This window comes from Mesorhizobium sp. LNJC394B00, from assembly GCF_000502555.1.
In the GTDB taxonomy this organism is placed as follows: domain Bacteria; phylum Pseudomonadota; class Alphaproteobacteria; order Rhizobiales; family Rhizobiaceae; genus Mesorhizobium.
Genome location: NZ_AYWH01000007.1, coordinates 158,228 through 178,214 on the forward strand (window position 1 = coordinate 158,228; position 19,987 = coordinate 178,214).

Consider the following 19,987-nt stretch of genomic DNA (forward strand, 5'->3'; position numbering starts at 1 on the left):
AGATTTGGCCCTGCAGCCATTCTCCGATTTGCGGGTTGAAATATTTTTCAAATGGAAATAGGAATGTTCAAAATGATGATTTGACGCTGCGGCGCGTCATGACTGGAGGAAGCGATATGGCCCATCCGCAATTTGCAGCGGAACTTCTGCAGCGCGCTGAAGCCCAAGGGCCTATCACCATCGGACTCGCCGGCGCCGGGCAGATGGGCACCGACATCGTCGTCCAGGTGGCGCTGATGCCGGGCATGCGGATCGGTGCCATTTCCGAGGTGCGGCCGCAAGCGGCGATCGATGCCGCACTGCTCGCCGGCCATGACCGCTCCGACATCGTCCAGGCTGCGAACGCCTCTGCCATCGACCGCGCCATCGAGGCCGGCAAGATCGCTGTCACCGAAGATCTGCATGCGCTGGCCGCGGCCGGCCGCATTGATGTCATCATCGACGCGACAGGCAATCCCAACATCGGCACGCTGTTTGCGCTCGAAGTGATGAAGAACGGCAAGCACATCGTCATGCTCAATGTCGAGGCGGACATTACGATCGGCCGCTTCCTCAAGGAGGAAGCGCGCAAGGCCGGCGTGGTCTACACTGGTGCGGCCGGCGACGAACCCGCCTGCACGCTGGAGATCATCGGCTTCGCCAAGAGCCTCGGCTTCAACATCATCGCCGCCGGCAAGGGCAAAAACAACCCGCTCAAGATCGACGCCATGCCCGCCGACTACGAGAAGGAAGCGGCCGAGCGCAATATGAATGCGCGCATGCTGGTCGAGTTCGTCGACGGTTCCAAGACGGCGATCGAGATGGTGGCTATCGCCAACGCCACCGGGCTGGTGCCCGACGTGCCGGGCATGCACGGCCCGACGGCGACGCTGGAGGAACTGGCCAGCGTGCTTTGCCCGCGCGAGGATGGCGGCGTGCTGCACCGCAAGGGCGTGGTCGACTATTCCATCGGCAAGGGCGTGGCGCCCGGCGTGTTCTGCATCATCGAAACGAGGCATCCGCGCGTGCTGGAGCGCATGGTCGACCTCAAGGTCGGCAAGGGCCCCTATTTCACGATCTACCGTCCCTATCACCTGACAAGCCTTGAAGTACCACTGTCGGCGGCGCGCGCCGTTGTCTACAAACGCGCCGACATGGAGCCCCTCGACCATCCGGTCGCCGAAGCGGTGGCGGTGGCCAAGAGCGATCTCGGCGCGGGCCAATCGCTCGGCATGATCGGCGAGAACGACTATCGCGGCTTCGCCATGACCTGGGAGGACGCCCGCGCCAAGGGCGCGCTGCCGCTCGGGATTGCCGAACGCGCCAAGGTGGTCAAGCCGGTCAAGACCGGCGACTTCCTTACCTATGAAAATTGTGTACCCGACGATTCGATGGTGATAACGCAGATCCGCCGCCGTCTAGACCAGTCGGATGGACAGTTTGTGACCAACGCCGCCTGAACCTTCGGGATCTCCCTGTGATGGACGATGTCGTTATCGGGATCGATGCCTCGACGACGGCGGTGAAGGCGATCGCCTTCACCGGCGACGGCGCGGAGCTGTTCCAGGCGCGCGAGGCCTATCCGCTGGCCAATCCTAAGCCCGGCCATTTCGAGCAGGATGCCGAACATTGGTGGGCAGCCCTTATCAGTGCGCTGAAGCAGGTTGCCGACAAGGTCGGCGCCGCGCGCGTGGCGGCAATTGCCATAGCCCATCAGCGCGAGACCTTCACCCTGATCGATCAGGCCGGCACGCCGCTCATCCCGGCGATCCTGTGGCTTGACGAGCGCGCCCGGCCTCAAGTCGCCAGGCTGTCGGCCGAGCTTGGCCGCGAGACGATCCGCGACTGGAGCGGCAAGCCGCCGGATCCGACGCCGGCGCTCTATGCCATCGCCTGGCTGGCGGAACACCAGCCGCAGGTGCTGGCCAACGCCGCCGCCCTGGTCGATGTTCATGGCTTCTTCGTTCACCGGCTGACCGCACGGCTGGTAACCAGCACGGCAAGTGCCGACCCGCTCGGCTTGCTCGATGTCGCGACAGGCGAATGGCACCCTGAGCTTGTCGCGGCTGCAGGGCTGCAGCCACGGCAGTTGCCGGCGCTGATCGGCCCAGGCGAAATCTGCGGCGGCCTTGCCGAAAGCATTGCCCAGCTGACTGGCCTCAAAGCGGGCACGCCAATTGTCGCCGGCGCCGGCGATGGCCAGGCCATGGGTCTCGGCATGGGCGTCTATGGTGCCGGCAGGAGCTATCTCTCGCTCGGCTCCGGCGTCGTCAGCGGCTGCTATTCCGGCACGGTCACCACATCGGACGCGTTTCGCACGCTGGTCTCGCCGACCGGCTCCGGCTTCATGCTGGAAACCGTGCTGCGCTCGGGCATGCAACTGGTCGACTGGATCGTGCGCACCACCGGCGCGTCTTCCGCGGCAGAACTGGAGAAGGGTGCGGTCGATGTTGCGGCCGGCGGCGACGGTCTTTTGGTCATGCCCTATTGGGCCGGCGTCATGAGCCCCTATTGGGATGGCGCGGCGCGCGGCGCCGTTGTTGGCCTGTCGCTCGACCATGAGCCCAGGCATCTCTTCCGCGCCACGCTGGAAGGCATCGCTTTGGAGCAGGCCATCGCCAGCGAGGCGATGGAGGCCGAAAGCGGCGGCAAGCCGGGAGAGATGATTGCCGCCGGCGGCGGCACCAATTCGGCGCTGCTGATGAAGATCATGGCCAGCGTGCTGGAGCGGCCGCTGTTCGTGTCGCCGGTCAACGAGGCGGCGGCCCTTGGCGCGGCCATGCTGGCGGCTTCGGCGATCGGCTGGTTCGCCTCGGCGGAAGACGCCGCCAAGGCAATGGCGGCGGCGCCGGCCAGGCGTGTCGATCCGGATATGACGCTGGTGCCGGCTTACCGGGCGCGCAAGGCGATCTACCGCGACCTCTATCACGCGACACGCGACATCCACGCGCGGCTCGGTGCGATCTGAGTTCAAGCGCAGCTTGCCTGCGTGAGGCTCCCATGCCCAACCTGCCCAGCTTGCCGATTTTGCGTCCTGCCCGGCCAATGCTAGACTCATCGGGCTCATGAAAGCAGTATTTCACCTTGCCGCCCTGCCCTGGATTGTCGCGCTTGCGGCAGCTCCGATGACGGCGCGTGCGCAGGACGAGCCGCCCTTCGAGGTCACGCTCGACATGGACAATGACGGCAGGATGGATCGGGCCGCGATCGCGGCGGATTCCGACAGCGGGCTGGCGGATCTCTCGATCTATCTGGCTGCCGGCGAAGGAAAGCTCGATCCTTCGCGCAAGCCTGACTTTGTCAAAAAGGCGCTGACGCAGGACCGTATTCTCGGGCTCGAAAGCAAGGGCAAGGGATCGCTTGTCGTCACCTCGTGCTTCGGCTGCGGCGCCAACAAATCATGGGATACAACGCTGACCATCGTCTGGCGCGGCGGTAAATTCCTTGTCGCCGGCTACAGTCGCGACTGGGACTGGAATGTGCAGAAAGCCGACGGCTCGGTCGAGACGACGCTGGGCGGTTGCGACATCAATTTTCTCACCGGCAGAGGCGTTGCCTCAAAGGACCTGGACGACGGCAAACCGGTCGCGGGAAAATTCGTGCCGATCGCACTGGCCGACTGGTCGGACGACAGTCGTCCGGAGCCCTGCGAATTCTGACCGACGCCGGACAGCGCTCAACGGTTGAGCAGGCCTTTGGCCGCATCTTCATCGGTAATGAGCACCGTAATCCTGGTGTTGGCGAGCGCCGCGCGCATGACGGCGACCTTCTCCTGACCGCCTGACACCAGGATGATGCTCGGAATATCGGACAGATCCTGCAGCGGATAGGCGCAGACGCGGCGGTTGACCTCATGGTCGACAGGGTGGCCCTCGGCGTCGATGAAATGGCACAAGAGGTCGCCGACCGCGCCGGCCGCCTGCAATTCCTCGAGTTCGCTCGGTTTGATGAAGCCGTAATTGGCGATCGGGCTGTCCTTGGAAAACGAGCCGACGCTGAGCACGGCGATGTTGGCGCGGCGCGCGCGGAAGACCACATCCTGAACGCTGCGCTGGCTCATGAAGGCATCGCGCTGTTCCGGCTTGTCGGCATAGACCGGCACCGGCAGCAGGAAACATTCAGCGCCGATCTTTTCGGCGAACTCCCAGGCGCTTTCGGTCGGGTTGAGCGGCTGCGCGTGGGTGAGGCCGCCGAGCATCGAGACGACCGTCGTCCTGGCAATCGGCCGCCTCGGCAATTCGTTGATGGCGAATTTCAGCGTCCGGCCCCAGCCCAGCGCAATGACGTCGCCGGCATTGACGTTGTCGGCGAGATAGGCGGCAGCCGCGTGGCCGATCATCAGCGGCGCGTTGCTGCGGTCGGCGGCCGACGGCACCACGACCGCCTGGCTTAGCCCAAAGCGCTGCTTCAGGCTCTCCTCGAGCTGCACACATTCGACGACACTGTCGCGAATGCGGAACTGCACGATGCCTTCCTCGCGGGCAGCCGACAGGATCCGGTGCACCTTGATGCGGCCGACGCCAAGAATCTCGGAGATGCGCTCTTGCGTCAGACCTTCGACATAGTAATGCCAGGCGGCCCGGGCCTTGAGCTCGGCATCGGGGAAGCGCGAGGCCTTCTCGTTTTCGACGGTCGCCATCTTTTGCCCTCCCGCGGCAGATTTCGGAAATCTTTCCGCAAGCGCCGCCCCCTGGCCTTCCCTAGGACAAACCGCCCTGTGGCGCAAACCACCGCCGAATGGCGCAACGGCTCTTGACAATTTTCTAATGAACAGTTTAGCTGAACAAAATTGCATATCAAAGATAAATTGTTCACAGGGAGGTGCCTGGTGAACAAGAGCGGACGGCAGGCCATCGCCGTTTCGCTGACGGAGGAGACGAAGTGGCCGTGAGTAATGATGCAAGCGAGTCGAAGGCTGGCGAGTTGAAAGCCGCGCCCGGCACTCAAGGTGCGACGGCCGCGAAGCTTTCGGCACTGTTTGCCGGAACCATGGGGCCGCTGATCGGGCTGCTGCTGCTTTGCCTGGCGCTGACGTTGACCACCGACACGTTCCTCACCGTGCGCAACATCCTCAACGTGCTCGACCAGATCACCGTGCTCGGCATCATGGCAATCGGCATGACGCTGGTGATCCTGATCGGCGGCATCGATCTCTCGGTCGGCTCGGTGCTGGCGCTGGCCGCCATGGTGATGGGCTTTGTGTCCCATCCCGACTATCTCAATCTCGGCCTTGCGGCCGGCGTCGTTGCAGCACTGGTCGTCGCCGGCCTTTGCGGACTGGTGTCCGGCCTGCTGGTGACCGTCACCCGGCTGCCGCCGTTCATCGCGACGCTGGCGATGATGTCGGTGGCGCGCGGCCTTGCCAACATGATCACCGACGGCTCGCAGATCGTCGGCTTTCCCGACTGGTTCACCAGCCTGTCGATCATCCGCCATTTCGGCTTCCTGTCGGTCACAGTCGGGGTGATGATGGTGCTGGCGATCGTCTTCGCCATCTTCCTCAACTACCGCGCCACCGGCCGCAGCCTTTACGCCATCGGCGGCAGCGCCGAGGTGGCGCGGCTCTCCGGCATTCCGGTGAAGTCGCTGACCAACTGGGTCTATGCCATCTGCGGCGTGCTTGCGGGTCTTGCCGGCATTGTGCTTGCCGCGCGGCTGGATTCGGTGCAGCCGAGTTCCGGCCTCGGCTATGAGCTCGACACCATCGCGGCGGTGGTGATCGGCGGCGCCAGCCTGTCGGGCGGCGTCGGCTCGATCGGCGGCACTGCTGTCGGCGTACTCATCATCGGCGTGCTGCGCAACGGCCTCAATCTGCTCGGCGTCTCGCCCTTCATCCAGCAGGTGGTGATCGGCGTGGTGATCGCGCTGGCCGTCGCCAGCGACACCTGGCGGCGCAGGGCGCGATAGAGAGCGGGGCACAATTGAGAATTCGCCCGGAACGTCCGGGCGATAGACGGATCGGTCGATCCGAAACTGGGATGTTCCAAGGGGCGCGATGCGCTGGCGGGACAGTTTGACTATCAACGGAGGAAAAACATGCTGACCAAACGTTCACTGCTGCTCGCCGCTGCCGCCATCATTCCTATGCTCGGGCTGACCGACATGGCCTCGGCCAAGGAGGCCAAGAAACTCGGCCTCGCCGTGGCCAATCTGCAGGCCGACTTCTTCAACCAGATCAAGCAGTCGGTCGAAGCCTACGGCAAGGAGAAGGGCATCGAGATCGTCACCGTCGACGCCAAGGGCGATTCAGCGACCCAGGTCAGCCAGGTCCAGGATCTGATCACGCAGAACATCGACGCGCTGATCTACATTCCGGCCGGCGCCACAGCCGCCACCGTGCCGACCAAGACCGCCAAGGCTGCCGGCATCCCGGTCGTCAATGTCGACCGCAACGCCGACGGCGCGCCCGGCGACACCTTCATCGCCACCAACAGTGTCGCCTCGGCGCAGGCGGTGTGCGACTACATCGCCAAGCAGGCCGGCGGCAAAGGCGAACTGATCATCATCCACGGCCAGAAGGGCACCACGCCGGAAGTCGATCGCTCGAAGGGCTGCGGCGAAGCGCTCAAGGCCTATCCCGATATCAAGGTGGTCGGCGAATTGTGGAGCGAAGGCTGGCACCAGGACGAAGGCTTCAAGCTGACGCAGGACCTGCTGCAGTCGCATCCCGATGTCTCCATCGTCATCGGCCAGGCCGATGCGCTGGCGCTGGGCGCGGCACAGGCGGTCAAGGTCGCCAATCCCGGCCACAAGGTCTGGGTTGCCGGCTTCGATGGCGACGTGGCCGCGCTCAAGGCGCTGAAGGACGGCGTGTTCGACGTCACCGCGACGCAGCAGACGCAAGGCATGGGCCGTCTCGCCGTCGATGCGGCGATCAAGCTGGTGGCCGGCGAAAGCGTTCCGGCCGAGCAGCTGCAGGATGCGACGCTGACCACCAAGGACAATGTCGAGCAGTTCATCGCCAAGCATCCGTAACGACCGGCACCGCTTAAGAGAGCACCACGATGTCTCCTGATCCTCGCCACAGCGAAAGCCCGCACAACGGGCTCTTCGTCAACGGCCTTTGCAAGAGCTACGGACCGGTCCAGGTCCTGGCCGATGCGAGCTTCGAGGTGCGGCCGGGCGAGGTTGTGGCGCTGCTCGGCGAAAACGGCGCCGGCAAGTCGACGGTGTCCAATATCATCGCCGGCTCGACCCGGCCCGACGCGGGCACCATCATCTGGCGGGGGAAGCCCTATTCCCCCGCCTCGCCCGCCGCCGCCATCGATGCCGGTGTGGGCATGATCCATCAGGAACTGAAGCTGCTGCCGGATCTGTCGGTGGCGGAGAACGTCTATGTCGGGCGCCTGCCGATGCGCGGCGGCCGCATCGACCGCGCAGCGATGAACGCCAAGGCCTCGGCGCAGTTGAAGCGGCTTGGCCTCGACGTCTCGCCCGAGCGCAAGGTGGGCACGCTGCGCATCGCCGCCCAGCAACAGGTCGAGATCGCCAAGGCGTTGACGCTCAATGCCGAATTGCTGATCTTCGACGAACCGACCGCAGCGCTTGGCGGCGAGGAAACGGAGCTTTTGTTCCAGCAGATCCGCAAGCTCAAGGCGGAGGGCATGTCCTTCATCTACATCAGCCATCGTCTCGACGAGATCGCGCAGATTGCCGACCGCGTGGTTGTGATGCGCGACGGACGCATCGTCGCCCGCCACGAACGCGCCGATATTCCCGTGCGCACAGTAGTGGAGCAGATGGTCGGCCGCTCGGTCGAGCGGATGTTCCCACACTTGACGCCGCCGCGCGAGGAGACGCTGCTCGAGGTCGACAACCTGTCCTCGCCGGAGAAGAGCTTCAACAACGTTTCCTTCTCGGTCAAAGCAGGCGAGATCCTCGGCATTGCCGGGTTGATCGGCGCCGGCCGCACCGAACTGGTGCGGGCGATCGCCGGCGCCGATCCGATCTCGTCGGGCTCGGTGCGCGTTGCCGGCAAATCGGTGCATCTCAGCGGGCCGGCGGCAGCGATCAAGGCCGGCGTCGTGCTGGTGCCGGAAGACCGCAAGGCGCAAGGCGTCGTGCTCGACCAGACCATCGGCGAGAATTTGGCGTTCGGCAATTTCGACCATGTCGCGCCGAAGGGCTGGGTGTTTCCGAAAGCGGTGCAGAAATTCGCCGAAGCCGGCATCGCAAGGCTCGGGGTCAAGGGCAAACCTGGCCAGGCGGTCAGCAAGCTTTCCGGCGGCAACCAGCAGAAGGTGATCATCGCCAAATGGGTGTCACGCCCGCCGAAGGTGTTCATCCTCGATGAGCCGACGCGCGGTATCGATGTCGGTGCGCGCGCTGCGATCTACGACGTCATCGCCGACCTCGCCCGTTCCGGCATGGCGGTGGTGGTGGTGAGCTCCGACCTCGAGGAGGTGCTGGGGCTGTCGCACCGCGTGCTGGTGCTGAGCCGCGGCCGCCAGCGCGGCATTCTCGGCCGCAGCGAGGCCAGCAATGTCGCGGTGATGGAACTCGCCACGAGCTGAGGACAGGAGTCGGAACAAAGCGCAGCAGGTGGTATCCTCCCAAGGACCGGACCGCGCGGGGCGCCAGCAAAGACTAGCGCCCCTTCATTTCAGGAGGGGGAACAACATGAAACTATTCGATCTCAGCGGCGACGTAGCGGTGGTAACAGGCGCCGGCAGCGGCATTGGCCAGGCCATTGCCATCGGGCTCGCCGAAGCCGGCGCCGACATAGCCTGTTTCGGCCATGCCTCGAAAGGCGGGCTGGATGAGACCGCGCACAGGATCGCCGTGCTTGGCCGCAAGGCGGTGGTGCTGACCGGGACGGTGACGTCGGAGGCCGACCTGGCGACCGCAGTCGAGCGCACGGAAAAGGAGCTCGGCGCGCTGACCATCGCCGTCAACAATGCCGGCATTGCAGGAGCCGAGGCCGCCGAGACGCTGTCGCTGGAGAAATGGCAGAAAATCTACGACGTGAATGTCAGCGGCGTGTTCCTGTCCTGCCAGGCCGAAGCGCGCGCCATGCTGACGCGGCGCAAGGGCTCGATCATCAACATCGCCTCCATGTCGGGTTCGATCGTCAATCGCGGCCTGACCCAGGCGCATTACAATTCGTCGAAGGCGGCGGTCATCCACATGTCGAAAAGCCTCGCCATGGAATGGGCCGATCGCGGCCTGCGCGTCAATGTGGTGAGCCCAGGCTACACGCTGACGCCGATGAACAAGCGGCCGGAGGTCGCCGAACAGATCAAGATCTTCGAACGCGACACGCCCATGGGGCGCATGGCGACGCCGGAAGAGATGGTCGGCCCGACCGTGTTCCTGGCCAGCCGCGCCGCGAGTTACGTCACCGGCATCGACCTGATCGTCGATGGCGGTTTTGTCTGCTGGTAAGGAGAAAAGATGCAGAAGCGTTTTGAAGGCAAGACTGCGGTCATCACCGGCGCGAGCGGTGGCATCGGCGCGGCGATGGCGAAGCGCTTCGCCGAGGAAGGTGCCGCGGTCGTGGTCAGCGCCATCGATACCCGCGTCGAGGACGTCGCCGCCGGCCTGAAAGCGGCAGGCGCCAAGGTCGCGTCGATGCGCATGGACGTTACCAGGAAGTATGAGGTCACCGCGCTTTACGACCTCGCCGAGAAGGAATTCGGCCGTGTCGACATTTCGGTGCAGAATGCCGGCGTCATCACCATCGCCCGGATCGAGGCGATGACCGAGGCCGAGTGGGACAAGGTGATGGCCGTCAACACCAAGGGCGTGTTCCTGTGCTGCCAGGAAGCGATCGCGCGCATTCGCAAGCATGGCGACGGCGGCCGGCTGATCAACACGGCATCGGGCCAGGCGCGGCAGGGTTTCATCTACACGCCGCACTATGCGGCGTCGAAGTTCGGCGTCGTCGGCATCACCCAGAGCCTGGCCAAGGAAGTAGCCAAGGAAAAGATCACCGTCAACGCGATTTGCCCCGGCATTATCGACACTGACATGTGGGCTTACAACGACGCCGCCTGGGGCAAGCTGATGGGTGACTACAAGCCCGGCGAGCTGATGGCCGAATGGGTGAAGAACATCCCGATGGGACGCGCCGGCAGCGGCGAGGACGTGTCCGGCCTGGTCAGCTTTCTCGCCAGCGACGACGCCACCTACATCACCGGCCAAACCATCAATGTCGATGGCGGCCTGATCATGTCGTGAACGTCAGCTCTGGCGGTTGGCAATCGACCAGTCTGAAATTCCGCAGTGCACAGGGCATCAGCCGTTGCGCCGCATGAACGTTGGTATATATAATTTCATCTCATGAAACGGCCTTGGCGGGGATGGGGCTCGCCGGCCGAGACCATGGGACCTTGATGGCTCGCACGTCTGAGAGCGCCGCTGGAGCGGCGATCGATCTGTTGACGATTGCTCACGCAGCAATCCATCCGATGCCATGACGCGGGCCCGCCCGGCATCACATAAACACCAAGTCGAGCAACCATTTCGCCTGCGCAAGTTGCGGCTGCGGCACTGGCTTGGTGCGAACGAGCTTGCGTAACGACCCGCCTTTCCAACACAATCAAGAAAAGACGCAAAAAGGGAACGATCAAGAAATTTCCACATGGTTTGACAGGAGAACAAGCATGTCATTTCGCAGTGTGATTTCGAACCTATCAATGGGAGCCTTGGCGCTTGCCGCCGCAAGTGCGCTTACATCACCGGTCCACGCAGCAGCACCTGAATCCAACGACCCGATCAAGATCGCGCTGTTCGACTGGACCAGCGTCAACCTCAACGCCAAGATCCTTGGCGGTATCCTCGAAAAGCTCGGCTATACCGTCGAATATCCGACAGCCGACTACCTCTCCAGCCTGACCACCGGCCTCACCAATGGCGACCTTGATGTCGGCCTGGAGTTCTGGGACACGACGGCCGGCGAAGCGATGAAGGCTTCAGACGCCACCGGCCAGACCGAGCGGCTCGGCAAGCTCGGGCCGAAGGCCAAGGAGGAATGGTGGTTTCCCGAATATATGAAGGAGAAATGCCCCGGTCTGCCCAATTGGGAAGCGCTGAAGGACCCGAAATGCGCCGAGGCGTTCTCGACAGCGGAGACGGCACCGAAGGGCCGCTATCTCGGCGGCCCGGTAACCTGGGAAGGCTTTGACGACGAGCGCGTCGAGGCGCTGAAGCTGCCCTTCACCGTCATCCATGCCGGCACCGACGCGGCGATGTTCGCCGAGTTGGACTCGGCCTATCAGCGCAAGGCGCCGATCATGCTGTGGATCTATTCGCCGCACTGGGCGCCGGCCAAGTACAAGGGCGAGTGGGTTGAATTCCCGGAGTATACGCCCGAATGCTACACCGATCCGAAATGGGGCACCAACCCGGATGCCAAATATGATTGCGGCAAGCCGCATGGCGAGATCTGGAAATACTCCTGGTCCGGCATGAAGGACAAATGGCCGATCGCCTACAAGGTGGCCAAGGCCTACACGATCNCCCGGCCGTAACGGCCGGGTCCATATCTTCATTTTCCAGAAGGGCCATTGGATGACGGAAGCGACTGAACCGCAGGCGGCTGGCACGCCCAAAGATGTGCGGCCGATAAAGCTTGCCTGCCGCAATGTCTGGAAATTGTTCGGATCGAACGCGGCCAGCTTCATCCGCGAGCGTGACGGCAAGGCCAGCATGGCCGACATCGCCGCGGCCGGACTGGTCGGCGCGGTGCGCGCCGTCGATCTCGAAATACGCCAGGGCGAGATTTTCATCATCATGGGGCTGTCCGGCTCCGGCAAGTCGACGCTGGTGCGCTGCATGTCGCGGCTGGTCGAGCCGACCTACGGCAAGGTCGAATTCGAAGGCAACGACCTGCTCAAGATTTCCGATGCGGCGCTGATCGAACTGCGGCGTCATCGCATGGGTATGGTGTTCCAGAATTTTGCGCTGCTGCCGCATCTTAACGTGCTCGACAACATTGCCTTTCCCCTGAGCATCCAGGGCCAGGACCGACCGACGCGCGAAGCGAGAGCGCGGGAGGTGATCGATCTCGTGGGCTTACGCGGCCGCGAGCATTTCTATCCGCGCGAACTCTCCGGCGGCCAGCAGCAGCGCGTCGGCATTGCCCGCAGCCTCGCGACCAAGCCGGAGATCTGGTTCCTCGACGAGCCGTTCTCGGCGCTCGACCCGCTGATCCGCCGCGAGATGCAGGACGAACTGATGCGGCTGCAGACCATGCTGCACAAGACCATCGTCTTCATCACCCATGATTTCGACGAGGCGATAAGGCTTGCCGACCGCATCGCCATCATGAAGGATGGAGAGGTCATCCAGACCGGCACGCCGGAACAGCTGGTTGTCAACCCGGCGACCGACTATGTCGCCGAATTCACCCGCGATGTCGACCGCGCCAAGGTGATTTCGGCGCGCAGCCTGATGCGTGCCTGCGATGGCGCCGAGCACGGCGGCACGGTTTTGCCCGACGCCAAGATCGCCAGCTTCTCGGCCAGCATTGTCGCCTCGGGTAAGCCCTTCGCCGTGGTCAACGGCGCCGGCAAGCCGATCGGCGAGGTGACGCCGCAAGCCGTGATCGGACTGCTGGCCGGCATCGACAAGCAAAGAGCTGGCGCATGACGGTCACGGCAAGCGCCAGCGAAACGAGGCCGCCGGTTCAGCGCTGGCTGCTGATCTGGGCGCTGGCGCTGGCCGCCGTGCTGGTGGTATTCCTGCTGCAGGAGAGGCTGCCATGGGCGGTCGACTATCCGGCCGATGCGGTCGTTCCCGTCGCCGACTGGGTCAGTGCGCTGATGCGCTGGATCAAGTCGAACTTGTCCTGGCTGACCCGCTCGATCACCGCGGTGCTCGGCGTTCCCCTCGATTTCGCGCTCGACCTGCTGGCCAAGAATTTCAAGATTGGTCACGGTGCCGATGCCTATGTCCTGCCGCGCCTGTCCTGGATCGGCGTCTGCGTAGCCGCCTTCATCGCCGGGCACGCCGTGGGCGGTAGAAAACTCGGCATGCTGGTCGGCGGCTGTTTCCTCTACACCGCGCTGTTCGGCCAATGGACCAGCGCCATGCTGACACTGGCACTGATTTCCATCGCGGTGCCGTTCTGCATCGTCACCGGCCTGTTCGCCGGCATCTGGGCGTGGCGCAAGCCATGGGCCGAGCGGCTGATCATCTCCCCTGCCCTCGATTTGATGCAGACCATCCCGACCTTCGCCTATCTCATCCCGATGCTGCTCCTGTTCGGCAACAGCCCGGTCTCGGCGATGATCGCCACCGCCATCTTCGCCACGCCGCCCATGGTGCGAGCAACGATGCTGGGCCTGTCGCGGGTGCCCTCCGAGATCGACGATTTCTCAGAGATGGCCGGCTGCACGGCGCGGCAGAAATTGTGGCGCGTGCTGCTGCCGTCGGCGCGGCCGACACTGATGATCGGCGTCAACCAGGTGATCATGCTGGCGCTGAACATGGTGATCATCGCCTCGATGATCGGCGCCGGCGGCCTCGGCTATGATGTGCTGCTGGCTCTGCGTGCGCTGAAGGTCGGCGAAGCGATGGAAGCCGGGCTCGCCATTGTGGCGCTCGCAATCGCGCTCGACCGGCTGAGCCAGGCGATCGCGCATAAGCAGGCAAAAGGCCACGTTCAACGGCAGGCGAACCAGAGCGTTTGGCGGCGCTATCCCAATCTGTCGCTGGCCATCGCCATCCTGGTCGTGACGACGCTGCTCGGCCTGTTCGTACCGGCCTTCGCGGCGGTGCCGAAGGCGATCACCTTCACCACTGCGCCACTGTGGAAGGCGGCGGTGAGCTGGGTGACGATCAACTTCTTCGACGTGATCGAAGCGTTTCGCGTGGCGCTCATCCTCAATGTACTGAACCCGCTGCGCGCCTTCTGCGAAGGCTTTCCGTGGCTCGGCGCGGTGGCCCTGCTGGGCCTCGCCGGCTACCAGCTCGGTGGCCTGCGTCTCGCCGCCCTCGTCGCCGCGCTGACCGCCTTCTGCGCCGTCACCGGCCTGTGGGAAAAGACCATGGCGACGGTTTATCTCTGCGGCATCTCGGCCTTCATCGCTTGCCTGATCGGCATCCCGATTGGCCTGATGGCCGCCCGCAGCGACCGCTTCGAAAAGATCGTCACGCCCATCATTGACACGCTGCAGGTGCTGCCGTCCTTCTGCTTCATCATTCCTGTGGTGATGCTGTTCCGGGTCGGCGACGTCACCGCCATGATCGCCACGGTGGCCTTCGCCGTGGTGCCGGCGATCCGCTACACCAATCATGGCATAAGGCAGGTGCCGCCGGCATTGATCGAGGCGGCGAAGGTTTCCGGCTGCACGCCGCGCCAGACCTTCTTTCGGGTACAATTGCCACTGGCGCTTCCCGAAATCATGCTGGGCGTCAACCAGACGATCCTGATGGCGCTAGCGATGATCATCATCTGCGCCATGGTCGGCACACGCGACCTCGGCCAGGAAGTCTTCATCGCGCTGTCCAAGGCCGATTCCGGACGCGGCATTGTCGCGGGTCTCGCCATCGCTTTCATCGGCATCGTCGCAGACCGGCTGTTCAATGCCTGGACGGCGAAGGCGCGGGCAAGACTAGGATAATTGTTGAATGTCCAATCCCGGCGAACCGCCTTTTGCCGTACTCGTCTTCGACATGGCCAAGACCGGCGAGCCGGACGGGGAGCACGTAGTTTCGGGGTTTGAGACGCTGGAGGCGGCGACGTCCTACGCCATTGCGCGGGTTCGCGCCTCGGTGGAGGACTTGCGCAAGCCCGGCATCGCCACTGCTGAGCTTCGCCAGCTCTGGCACCTCTATGGCGAAGACTGTTCGGTGCTGAACGCCGGAGTGCGCGGCAGCGATCTACTCGACGATTTCATTGCGACGCCGTCGATGCCGGCCGAATGCAACTGGCAAGTTCTCGCGCCAAGGCTGCGCCGCTTCCGCGCCTCGCTGCTGATCTCCAACGGCAACAACGAATCCGTCTGGGCGGGCGGCTTCTTTCGCTCGACCTACAGGCTGACGCGAGACGGCCTCCTCGAGCGCTTTGGCGACGACGCCATTGCCGCCTTCAAGGCCAAGGGGATCGAGCCGGCGGAGCCGACGAAGCTCATGGTCGCCAATTACTTCGAGCTGCCCGACCCGCCCTACCCGCCGCCAGGCGTGACGCTGCGATCCTGGAAGGTCGAGGTCGGTTTCGTCTGCCATGACGTGAAGTTCGGCGGCGACGCCGCCGGCGTCTTCGCCTGGCCGCAAGAGCCCACCGACTGGGCGTTCAGAACCATGCAGCTCCTGCTGATGGCCGACATGATGGCCATGCGCGGCGATGGCCCCGACTGGGCCAACGACTGCGAGATACTAACCGCCAAAGTGACCGAGACGGAGGCGCCTCCCGACTATCCGCTGGATTGAAGTGATGATCATCACCTGCCCCGTGGCCGGCACACGCGATCTCGGCCAGGAAGTGTCCATCGCACGGTCCAGGGTCGCGGCATTGTCGCGGGCTGGCAACAACCTGCCATCGACATCATCGCGGTCGGTCTCCGACCCCTGAGCCGCGAAAGCTCAAGCACGGCTCGGATAGACGGTTTCGCCTCTTCTGGAGTTCGCCTCTTCTGGAAATGGCAGGCCGCGCTCCAGCTCTTGACTTTGACGCATTTTCGCGCGGAAAGCTGCTTCATCCTCGACCAGCCTGAGCTTGCTGCCGAATGCCCGATCAGCGCGAACCGCCTTTTACTGTCGTCGTCTTCGACATGGCCAAGACCGGCGAGCATGTGGTTTCGGGGTTTGAGACGTTGGATGCGGCTACGTCCTACGCGATTGCTCGGGTTCGCGCCTCGGTGGAAGAGCTGCGCAAGCCCGGAATCGCAGCAGCCGAGCTCCGGCGGCACTGGCATATCCATGGTGAGGATTGCACGGTGCTGAACGCCAATGTGCGCGGCAGCGATCTGCTTGACGATTTCATCGCGACGCCGGGGACACCGGCCGAATGCGACTGGCGGGCGCTGGCGCCACGACTGCGCCGTTTCTACGCCGCTGTGAACGTCTTCAACAACGATGGCAAATCTATCCGGGTCAGCGGCTTTTTCCGCGCGACCTACCGGTTATGGCACGCTGGCCTGCTCGCACGATTTGGCGACGACGCCATCGCCTCCTTCAAAGCCAAAGGCATCACGCCGGCACTGCCGACGAGAGTCTCGGTCGACCATCACTTCGAGCAGCCCGATCCGCCGCGCCCGCCGCCCAGCGATATCAGGCCGTTGCTGTCGTGGAAGGTCGAGATCGATTTCGGATGCACCGATGTGAGGTTCGGCGCCCAAACCGACGGCGTCTTCGCCTGGCCCGAGGAGCCGACCGGCCGGGCACTCAACGACATGACACATCTGCTGATGGCTGACAGACTGTCCATGTACGGCACCGGCCCGGAGGGCGCCTATTATAGCGAATTGGTCTGGGTCAAGGTGACGGAGACCGATGCGGCTCCCGACTACCCTCTGAATTGAAACTGGGCCGGTGCCGGCGCATTGTTTTGCATCACGCCGACCTATTCCGCCGCCACGCCCTTCACCTGGAGATAGCTTTCCATCGAGTCGTCCAGCGCCTGCAGCCAGGGCGTATGGTGCAATGGCGCCATGGTGCCGGTCATCAGCGAGCGATAGGCGTGGTCGCGAAAGCTCATAATGTCTTCCGCCTTGTGGTGCTCCCATTCCATGAAGGTCTGGTTGACCGCCTCGACGTCGAAGCCGGGATAGTCGGTCTGGTCCATCAATTCCTTGGTGTAGTCGCCCTGGAACCAGATCATCTGCTCGGCGTCTTCCAGCGTCTCTTCGCGTGCCCGCCACTTGGCGCCGTGCTCGGCCATCGCCTGTACCGACGGCAGCTTGATGCGGCCCATGATGACGTCACGGGCGAACCAGGCCTGGGCGTCGAACATGTTGAAAGTGTAGAACTGGTCCTGCATGCCGATATAGGACAGTTTCGGGTTCTTCTCCCACACGACGCCCTCATAGAGCCCGTCCGGCCACATGCGGTTGGCGGTCTTCAGCTTCAGCTCTTCCGTGAGGAACGGGAAGGAATGCAGATAGCCGGTGCACAGGATTATGGCGTCGACGTCCTTGGTGGTGCCATCCTTGAAGTGCGCCGTCTTGCCGACGACCTTCTGCAGCAGCGGCACTTCCTTCCAGTTCTCCGGCCATTTGAACCCCATCGGCTTGGAGCGGTAGCTGGAGGTGATAGATCTGGCGCCGTATTTGTAGCATTGCGAGCCGATGTCCTCGGCAGAATAGGAGCGGCCGATGATCAGTATGTCCTTGCCCTTGAACTCCATGGCGTCGCGAAAATCATGGCTGTGCAGGATGCGGCCGTTGAATGTCGAAAAGCCTTCGAAATAGGGAACGTTGGGAACGGAAAAATGCCCTGAGGCGACGACGACATTGTCGAACTCCTCGGAGTAGGTGACGTCGTTGGTGCGGTCATGCGCGGTGACGGTGAATCTCCTCGTCTCGTCGGAGAAAGTCACCATGCGCACCGGGCTGTTGAAGCGTACCCATTCGCGCAGGCCTGATTTCTCGACGCGACCCTTGATGTAATCCCACAGCACCGCTCGCGGCGGGTAGGATCCGATCGGGCGGCCGAAATGCTCCTCGAACGTGTAGTCGGCGAATTCCAGGCACTCCTTCGGTCCGTTCGACCAGAGGTAGCGGTACATCGAGCCGTGGACGGGATCGCCGTGCTCGTCGAGGCCGGTGCGCCAGGTGTAGTTCCACAGGCCGCCCCAGTCGGACTGCTTTTCGAAGCAGACGATTTCGGGTATCTCGGCGCCCTTGTCGGCAGCCGACTTGAAGGCCCTGAGCTGGGCCAGACCGGATGGCCCCGCTCCAATGACGGCAACGCGCGTTTTCATGGCAGGCCTCCCGGTGTCATTCGATTTTTGGAATTGCTCTTACGAAAGAAATTTCACTCACAGGACAGTAATTGCCTCTTGGATGCTGTCAACAGGCCTTGTGGAGAAACCGCGTTTCGACCCAGCGGATTTCCGGAAACGGATGACGGCGCTAATCCGGTGCGGACACCATTCGACTTAACGGGCTTGCTGCGCGGTTGCGTTTCTGTATCGGCACCGAATATGTTCACCTGGAGTGAAATAATCAGGGGGATTCGGGGGCGAGATGGCGAAGACAAGTTCCGACTCCAAGACTGCTTCGACAAGGGCAAAGCCACCGGCGAAGGCCTCCGTGGACGGGAAGACCATCCGCGCGCCGCTGACGCAGAACCCGCATGCCATTCGCGACACCCGCGAAAAAGTGCTGGAGGTGGCGATCGGGCGCGAGGTGCGCGCCTTCCGCAAGAAGCTCGGCATCACCGTCGCCGATCTCGCCGTCGCCACCGATATTTCGCTGGGCATGCTGTCGAAGATCGAGAACGGCATCACCTCGCCGTCGCTGACCACACTGCAGGCGCTGTCGAGGGCGCTCGGCGTTCCCGTCACCGCCTTCTTCCGCCGATTCGAGGAAGAGCGCAGCGCCGTCTTCGTCAAGGCCGGCGAAGGGCTAGATGTCGAACGCCGCGGCACCCGCGCCGGCCATCAATACAATCTGCTCGGCCATATCGGCTCCAACACCAGCGGCGTCGTCGTCGAGCCCTATCTGATTACGCTGACCGAGGATTCGGATGTGTTCCCGACCTTCCAGCATGAGGGCATGGAATTCCTCTATATGCTGGAGGGCGAGGTGGTGTACCGGCACGGCAGCAACCTCTATCCGATGAAGCCGGGCGACAGCCTGTTCTTCGACGCCGATGCGCCGCATGGGCCGGAGCAGCTGACAAAACTGCCGATGCGGTATTTGTCGATCATTTGCTATCCGCAGAATAGCGCTGGGTAATCGGACCGCCGCAGCCCCCTCACCCGGATTGCCCCGAGGGGAGAGGAGTCTGGCGTCAGCGCTGGCGATCTCTTCTCCGCTCGGGGAGAAGGTGGCCGCGCAGCGGCCGGATGAGGGGGCCTTTAGTCCGGCCCGAACCCCGGTGACGTCGCACTGCCATCATCCAGCTTCGACAGCCATTCCACCAATGTCGGCTGATACCGCGTCAGGCCCTTGTAGGTGGCCAGCTCTTCCGGCAAATCCCGGATCACCCGGTGCAGTCGTCTTGCCCATTTCGGCTGTGTCACCAGTTCGTCCATCTTGATGAGATAGCAGCGGATCGGGAAGACGATGCCGTTCGAGCGCGGCAGCCGCCAGAAGCTTTGCAGTTCGACGCGCAGATGCACCTTGTCGCCGACATTTTCGGGCGTCACCGTCGCGCGGTCCGGGCCCCATTTGTGGTAATTCTCCGGGCTGGTGTCGAGGCGCGGGTTGATGGTCATCGTCCAGTTGAGACGCCGCGCCGGCTTGCCCTGCTGGATGTTGGTGAGGAACTTCAGCGCCCTGACGAAAATCCCCTTCTCATGCGCCAGCGGCACCGGCGCGTGCCATTCGAAGAAATTCATGCCGATGTCGAAATCGAGCGACCAGTCGGCCTGGGTGGTGACCATGCCGGCGTCCATCCACAGATTGCCGTCGCGCTGATCGAGGATGCAGAAATCGCCCTGGCTCTGGCGGGTGATGTACTCCATCGGCCCGTAAGGCAGTGTCGAGGTGTCGCCGAAGGTGAAGGTGTCGTCGATGCCGAGCGGTCGGTTGATCCAGCGCCAGCGGTCGCCGTCGCGGGTCAGGGTGAAATGCTCGGGATAGCCAAGTGCCTGTTGCTCCATCAAAAGTTCGAGCAGGTCCCAGCCGGCCAGCGTCATATGCGGCAGCGACTGGCAGCGCAGCGGATCCTCGGCCAGCACCAAAGCGCGGTCCTGCATCTCGGCGACATAGTGCTCGTCGACGTCTATCAGGTTTTCCAGCACGCTGCCCTTGGGACCGACGACATGCGGCTCGATGTTGACCGCGTACATGTAGCTGTCTTCGTGGAACGGAAACGGAAACCGCCTGATGTGCTCCGGGCTGTTGTTGAAGGTGAAATCGTCGCGAAACGTTTCCTTGCGAAAGGTGATGCCCAA

17 protein-coding genes are annotated in these 19,987 nt (G+C 63.4%); 14 read left to right on the forward strand and 3 right to left on the reverse strand.

Features of this window, described 5'->3' with window-relative positions:
* The first annotated feature begins 116 nt into the window (after window positions 1-116).
* From X751_RS142720 to X751_RS142710, 3 genes are all read left to right on the forward strand, one after another.
* Entirely contained in the window at window positions 117-1,439 is a 1,323-nt protein-coding gene (locus X751_RS142720; protein ID WP_023668524.1) for a homoserine dehydrogenase, read from the forward strand.
* Between the two features lie 20 nt (window positions 1,440-1,459).
* Complete coding sequence (locus X751_RS142715) at window positions 1,460-2,947, forward strand: FGGY family carbohydrate kinase (RefSeq protein WP_023745532.1); 1,488 nt, start codon at window positions 1,460-1,462, stop codon at window positions 2,945-2,947.
* 97 nt (window positions 2,948-3,044) lie between these two features.
* Complete coding sequence (locus X751_RS142710; protein WP_023745533.1) at window positions 3,045-3,638, forward strand: hypothetical protein; 594 nt, start codon at window positions 3,045-3,047, stop codon at window positions 3,636-3,638.
* A 17-nt stretch (window positions 3,639-3,655) separates the two neighbouring features.
* Here the strand turns inward: X751_RS142710 and X751_RS142705 are convergent, their stop codons facing one another.
* Window positions 3,656-4,618, reverse strand: a complete 963-nt coding sequence (locus X751_RS142705; protein WP_023745534.1) for a sugar-binding transcriptional regulator — start codon at window positions 4,616-4,618, stop codon at window positions 3,656-3,658.
* Between the two features lie 335 nt (window positions 4,619-4,953).
* Here X751_RS142705 and X751_RS142700 point away from each other — a divergent pair, with 335 nt between their 5' ends.
* The 10 genes from X751_RS142700 (at window position 4,954) to X751_RS1000000164820 (ending at window position 16,445) form a co-directional block, all read left to right on the forward strand.
* Window positions 4,954-5,886 (forward strand): ABC transporter permease, encoded by a 933-nt coding sequence (locus X751_RS142700; RefSeq protein ID WP_245260056.1) that lies wholly within the window; start codon window positions 4,954-4,956, stop codon window positions 5,884-5,886.
* A 129-nt stretch (window positions 5,887-6,015) separates the two neighbouring features.
* Window positions 6,016-6,954, forward strand: a complete 939-nt coding sequence (locus X751_RS142695) for a sugar ABC transporter substrate-binding protein (RefSeq protein ID WP_023668529.1) — start codon at window positions 6,016-6,018, stop codon at window positions 6,952-6,954.
* A gap of 29 nt (window positions 6,955-6,983) precedes the next feature.
* Window positions 6,984-8,492 (forward strand): sugar ABC transporter ATP-binding protein, encoded by a 1,509-nt coding sequence (locus tag X751_RS142690; RefSeq protein ID WP_023668530.1) that lies wholly within the window; start codon window positions 6,984-6,986, stop codon window positions 8,490-8,492.
* A gap of 106 nt (window positions 8,493-8,598) precedes the next feature.
* On the forward strand, window positions 8,599-9,363 hold the full coding sequence (locus X751_RS142685) for an SDR family oxidoreductase (protein WP_023668531.1): 765 nt from the start codon (window positions 8,599-8,601) through the stop codon (window positions 9,361-9,363).
* Between the two features lie 9 nt (window positions 9,364-9,372).
* A complete protein-coding gene (locus X751_RS142680; protein WP_023668532.1) occupies window positions 9,373-10,158 on the forward strand; it encodes an SDR family oxidoreductase in 786 nt (261 codons plus the stop codon).
* Between the two features lie 425 nt (window positions 10,159-10,583).
* Window positions 10,584-11,450, forward strand: a complete 867-nt coding sequence (locus tag X751_RS142675) for an ABC transporter substrate-binding protein (RefSeq protein WP_245265811.1) — start codon at window positions 10,584-10,586, stop codon at window positions 11,448-11,450.
* A 40-nt stretch (window positions 11,451-11,490) separates the two neighbouring features.
* On the forward strand, window positions 11,491-12,570 hold the full coding sequence (locus tag X751_RS142670; RefSeq protein WP_023745536.1) for a glycine betaine/L-proline ABC transporter ATP-binding protein: 1,080 nt from the start codon (window positions 11,491-11,493) through the stop codon (window positions 12,568-12,570).
* Window positions 12,567-14,546, forward strand: coding sequence for an ABC transporter permease subunit (locus X751_RS142665; RefSeq protein ID WP_023745537.1), 1,980 nt, complete (start codon window positions 12,567-12,569; stop codon window positions 14,544-14,546). The genes X751_RS142670 and X751_RS142665 overlap by 4 nt, the downstream gene beginning before the upstream one ends.
* A 7-nt stretch (window positions 14,547-14,553) precedes the next feature.
* Window positions 14,554-15,354: a hypothetical protein gene (locus tag X751_RS1000000164815; RefSeq protein ID WP_023745538.1), complete on the forward strand. Its 801-nt coding sequence runs from the start codon at window positions 14,554-14,556 to the stop codon at window positions 15,352-15,354.
* Window positions 15,355-15,650: 296 nt separating this feature from the next.
* Window positions 15,651-16,445, forward strand: a complete 795-nt coding sequence (locus tag X751_RS1000000164820; RefSeq protein ID WP_023745540.1) for a hypothetical protein — start codon at window positions 15,651-15,653, stop codon at window positions 16,443-16,445.
* Between the two features lie 41 nt (window positions 16,446-16,486).
* Here the strand turns inward: X751_RS1000000164820 and X751_RS142660 are convergent, their stop codons facing one another.
* Entirely contained in the window at window positions 16,487-17,845 is a 1,359-nt protein-coding gene (locus X751_RS142660) for an NAD(P)/FAD-dependent oxidoreductase (protein WP_023745541.1), read from the reverse strand.
* A 265-nt stretch (window positions 17,846-18,110) separates the two neighbouring features.
* Here X751_RS142660 and X751_RS142655 point away from each other — a divergent pair, with 265 nt between their 5' ends.
* Window positions 18,111-18,824 (forward strand): XRE family transcriptional regulator, encoded by a 714-nt coding sequence (locus tag X751_RS142655; RefSeq protein WP_023692149.1) that lies wholly within the window; start codon window positions 18,111-18,113, stop codon window positions 18,822-18,824.
* A gap of 122 nt (window positions 18,825-18,946) precedes the next feature.
* On the opposite strand, the gene X751_RS142650 is transcribed toward X751_RS142655, so the two are convergent.
* Window positions 18,947-19,987 (reverse strand): DUF3445 domain-containing protein, encoded by a 1,041-nt coding sequence (locus X751_RS142650; RefSeq protein ID WP_023745542.1) that lies wholly within the window; start codon window positions 19,985-19,987, stop codon window positions 18,947-18,949.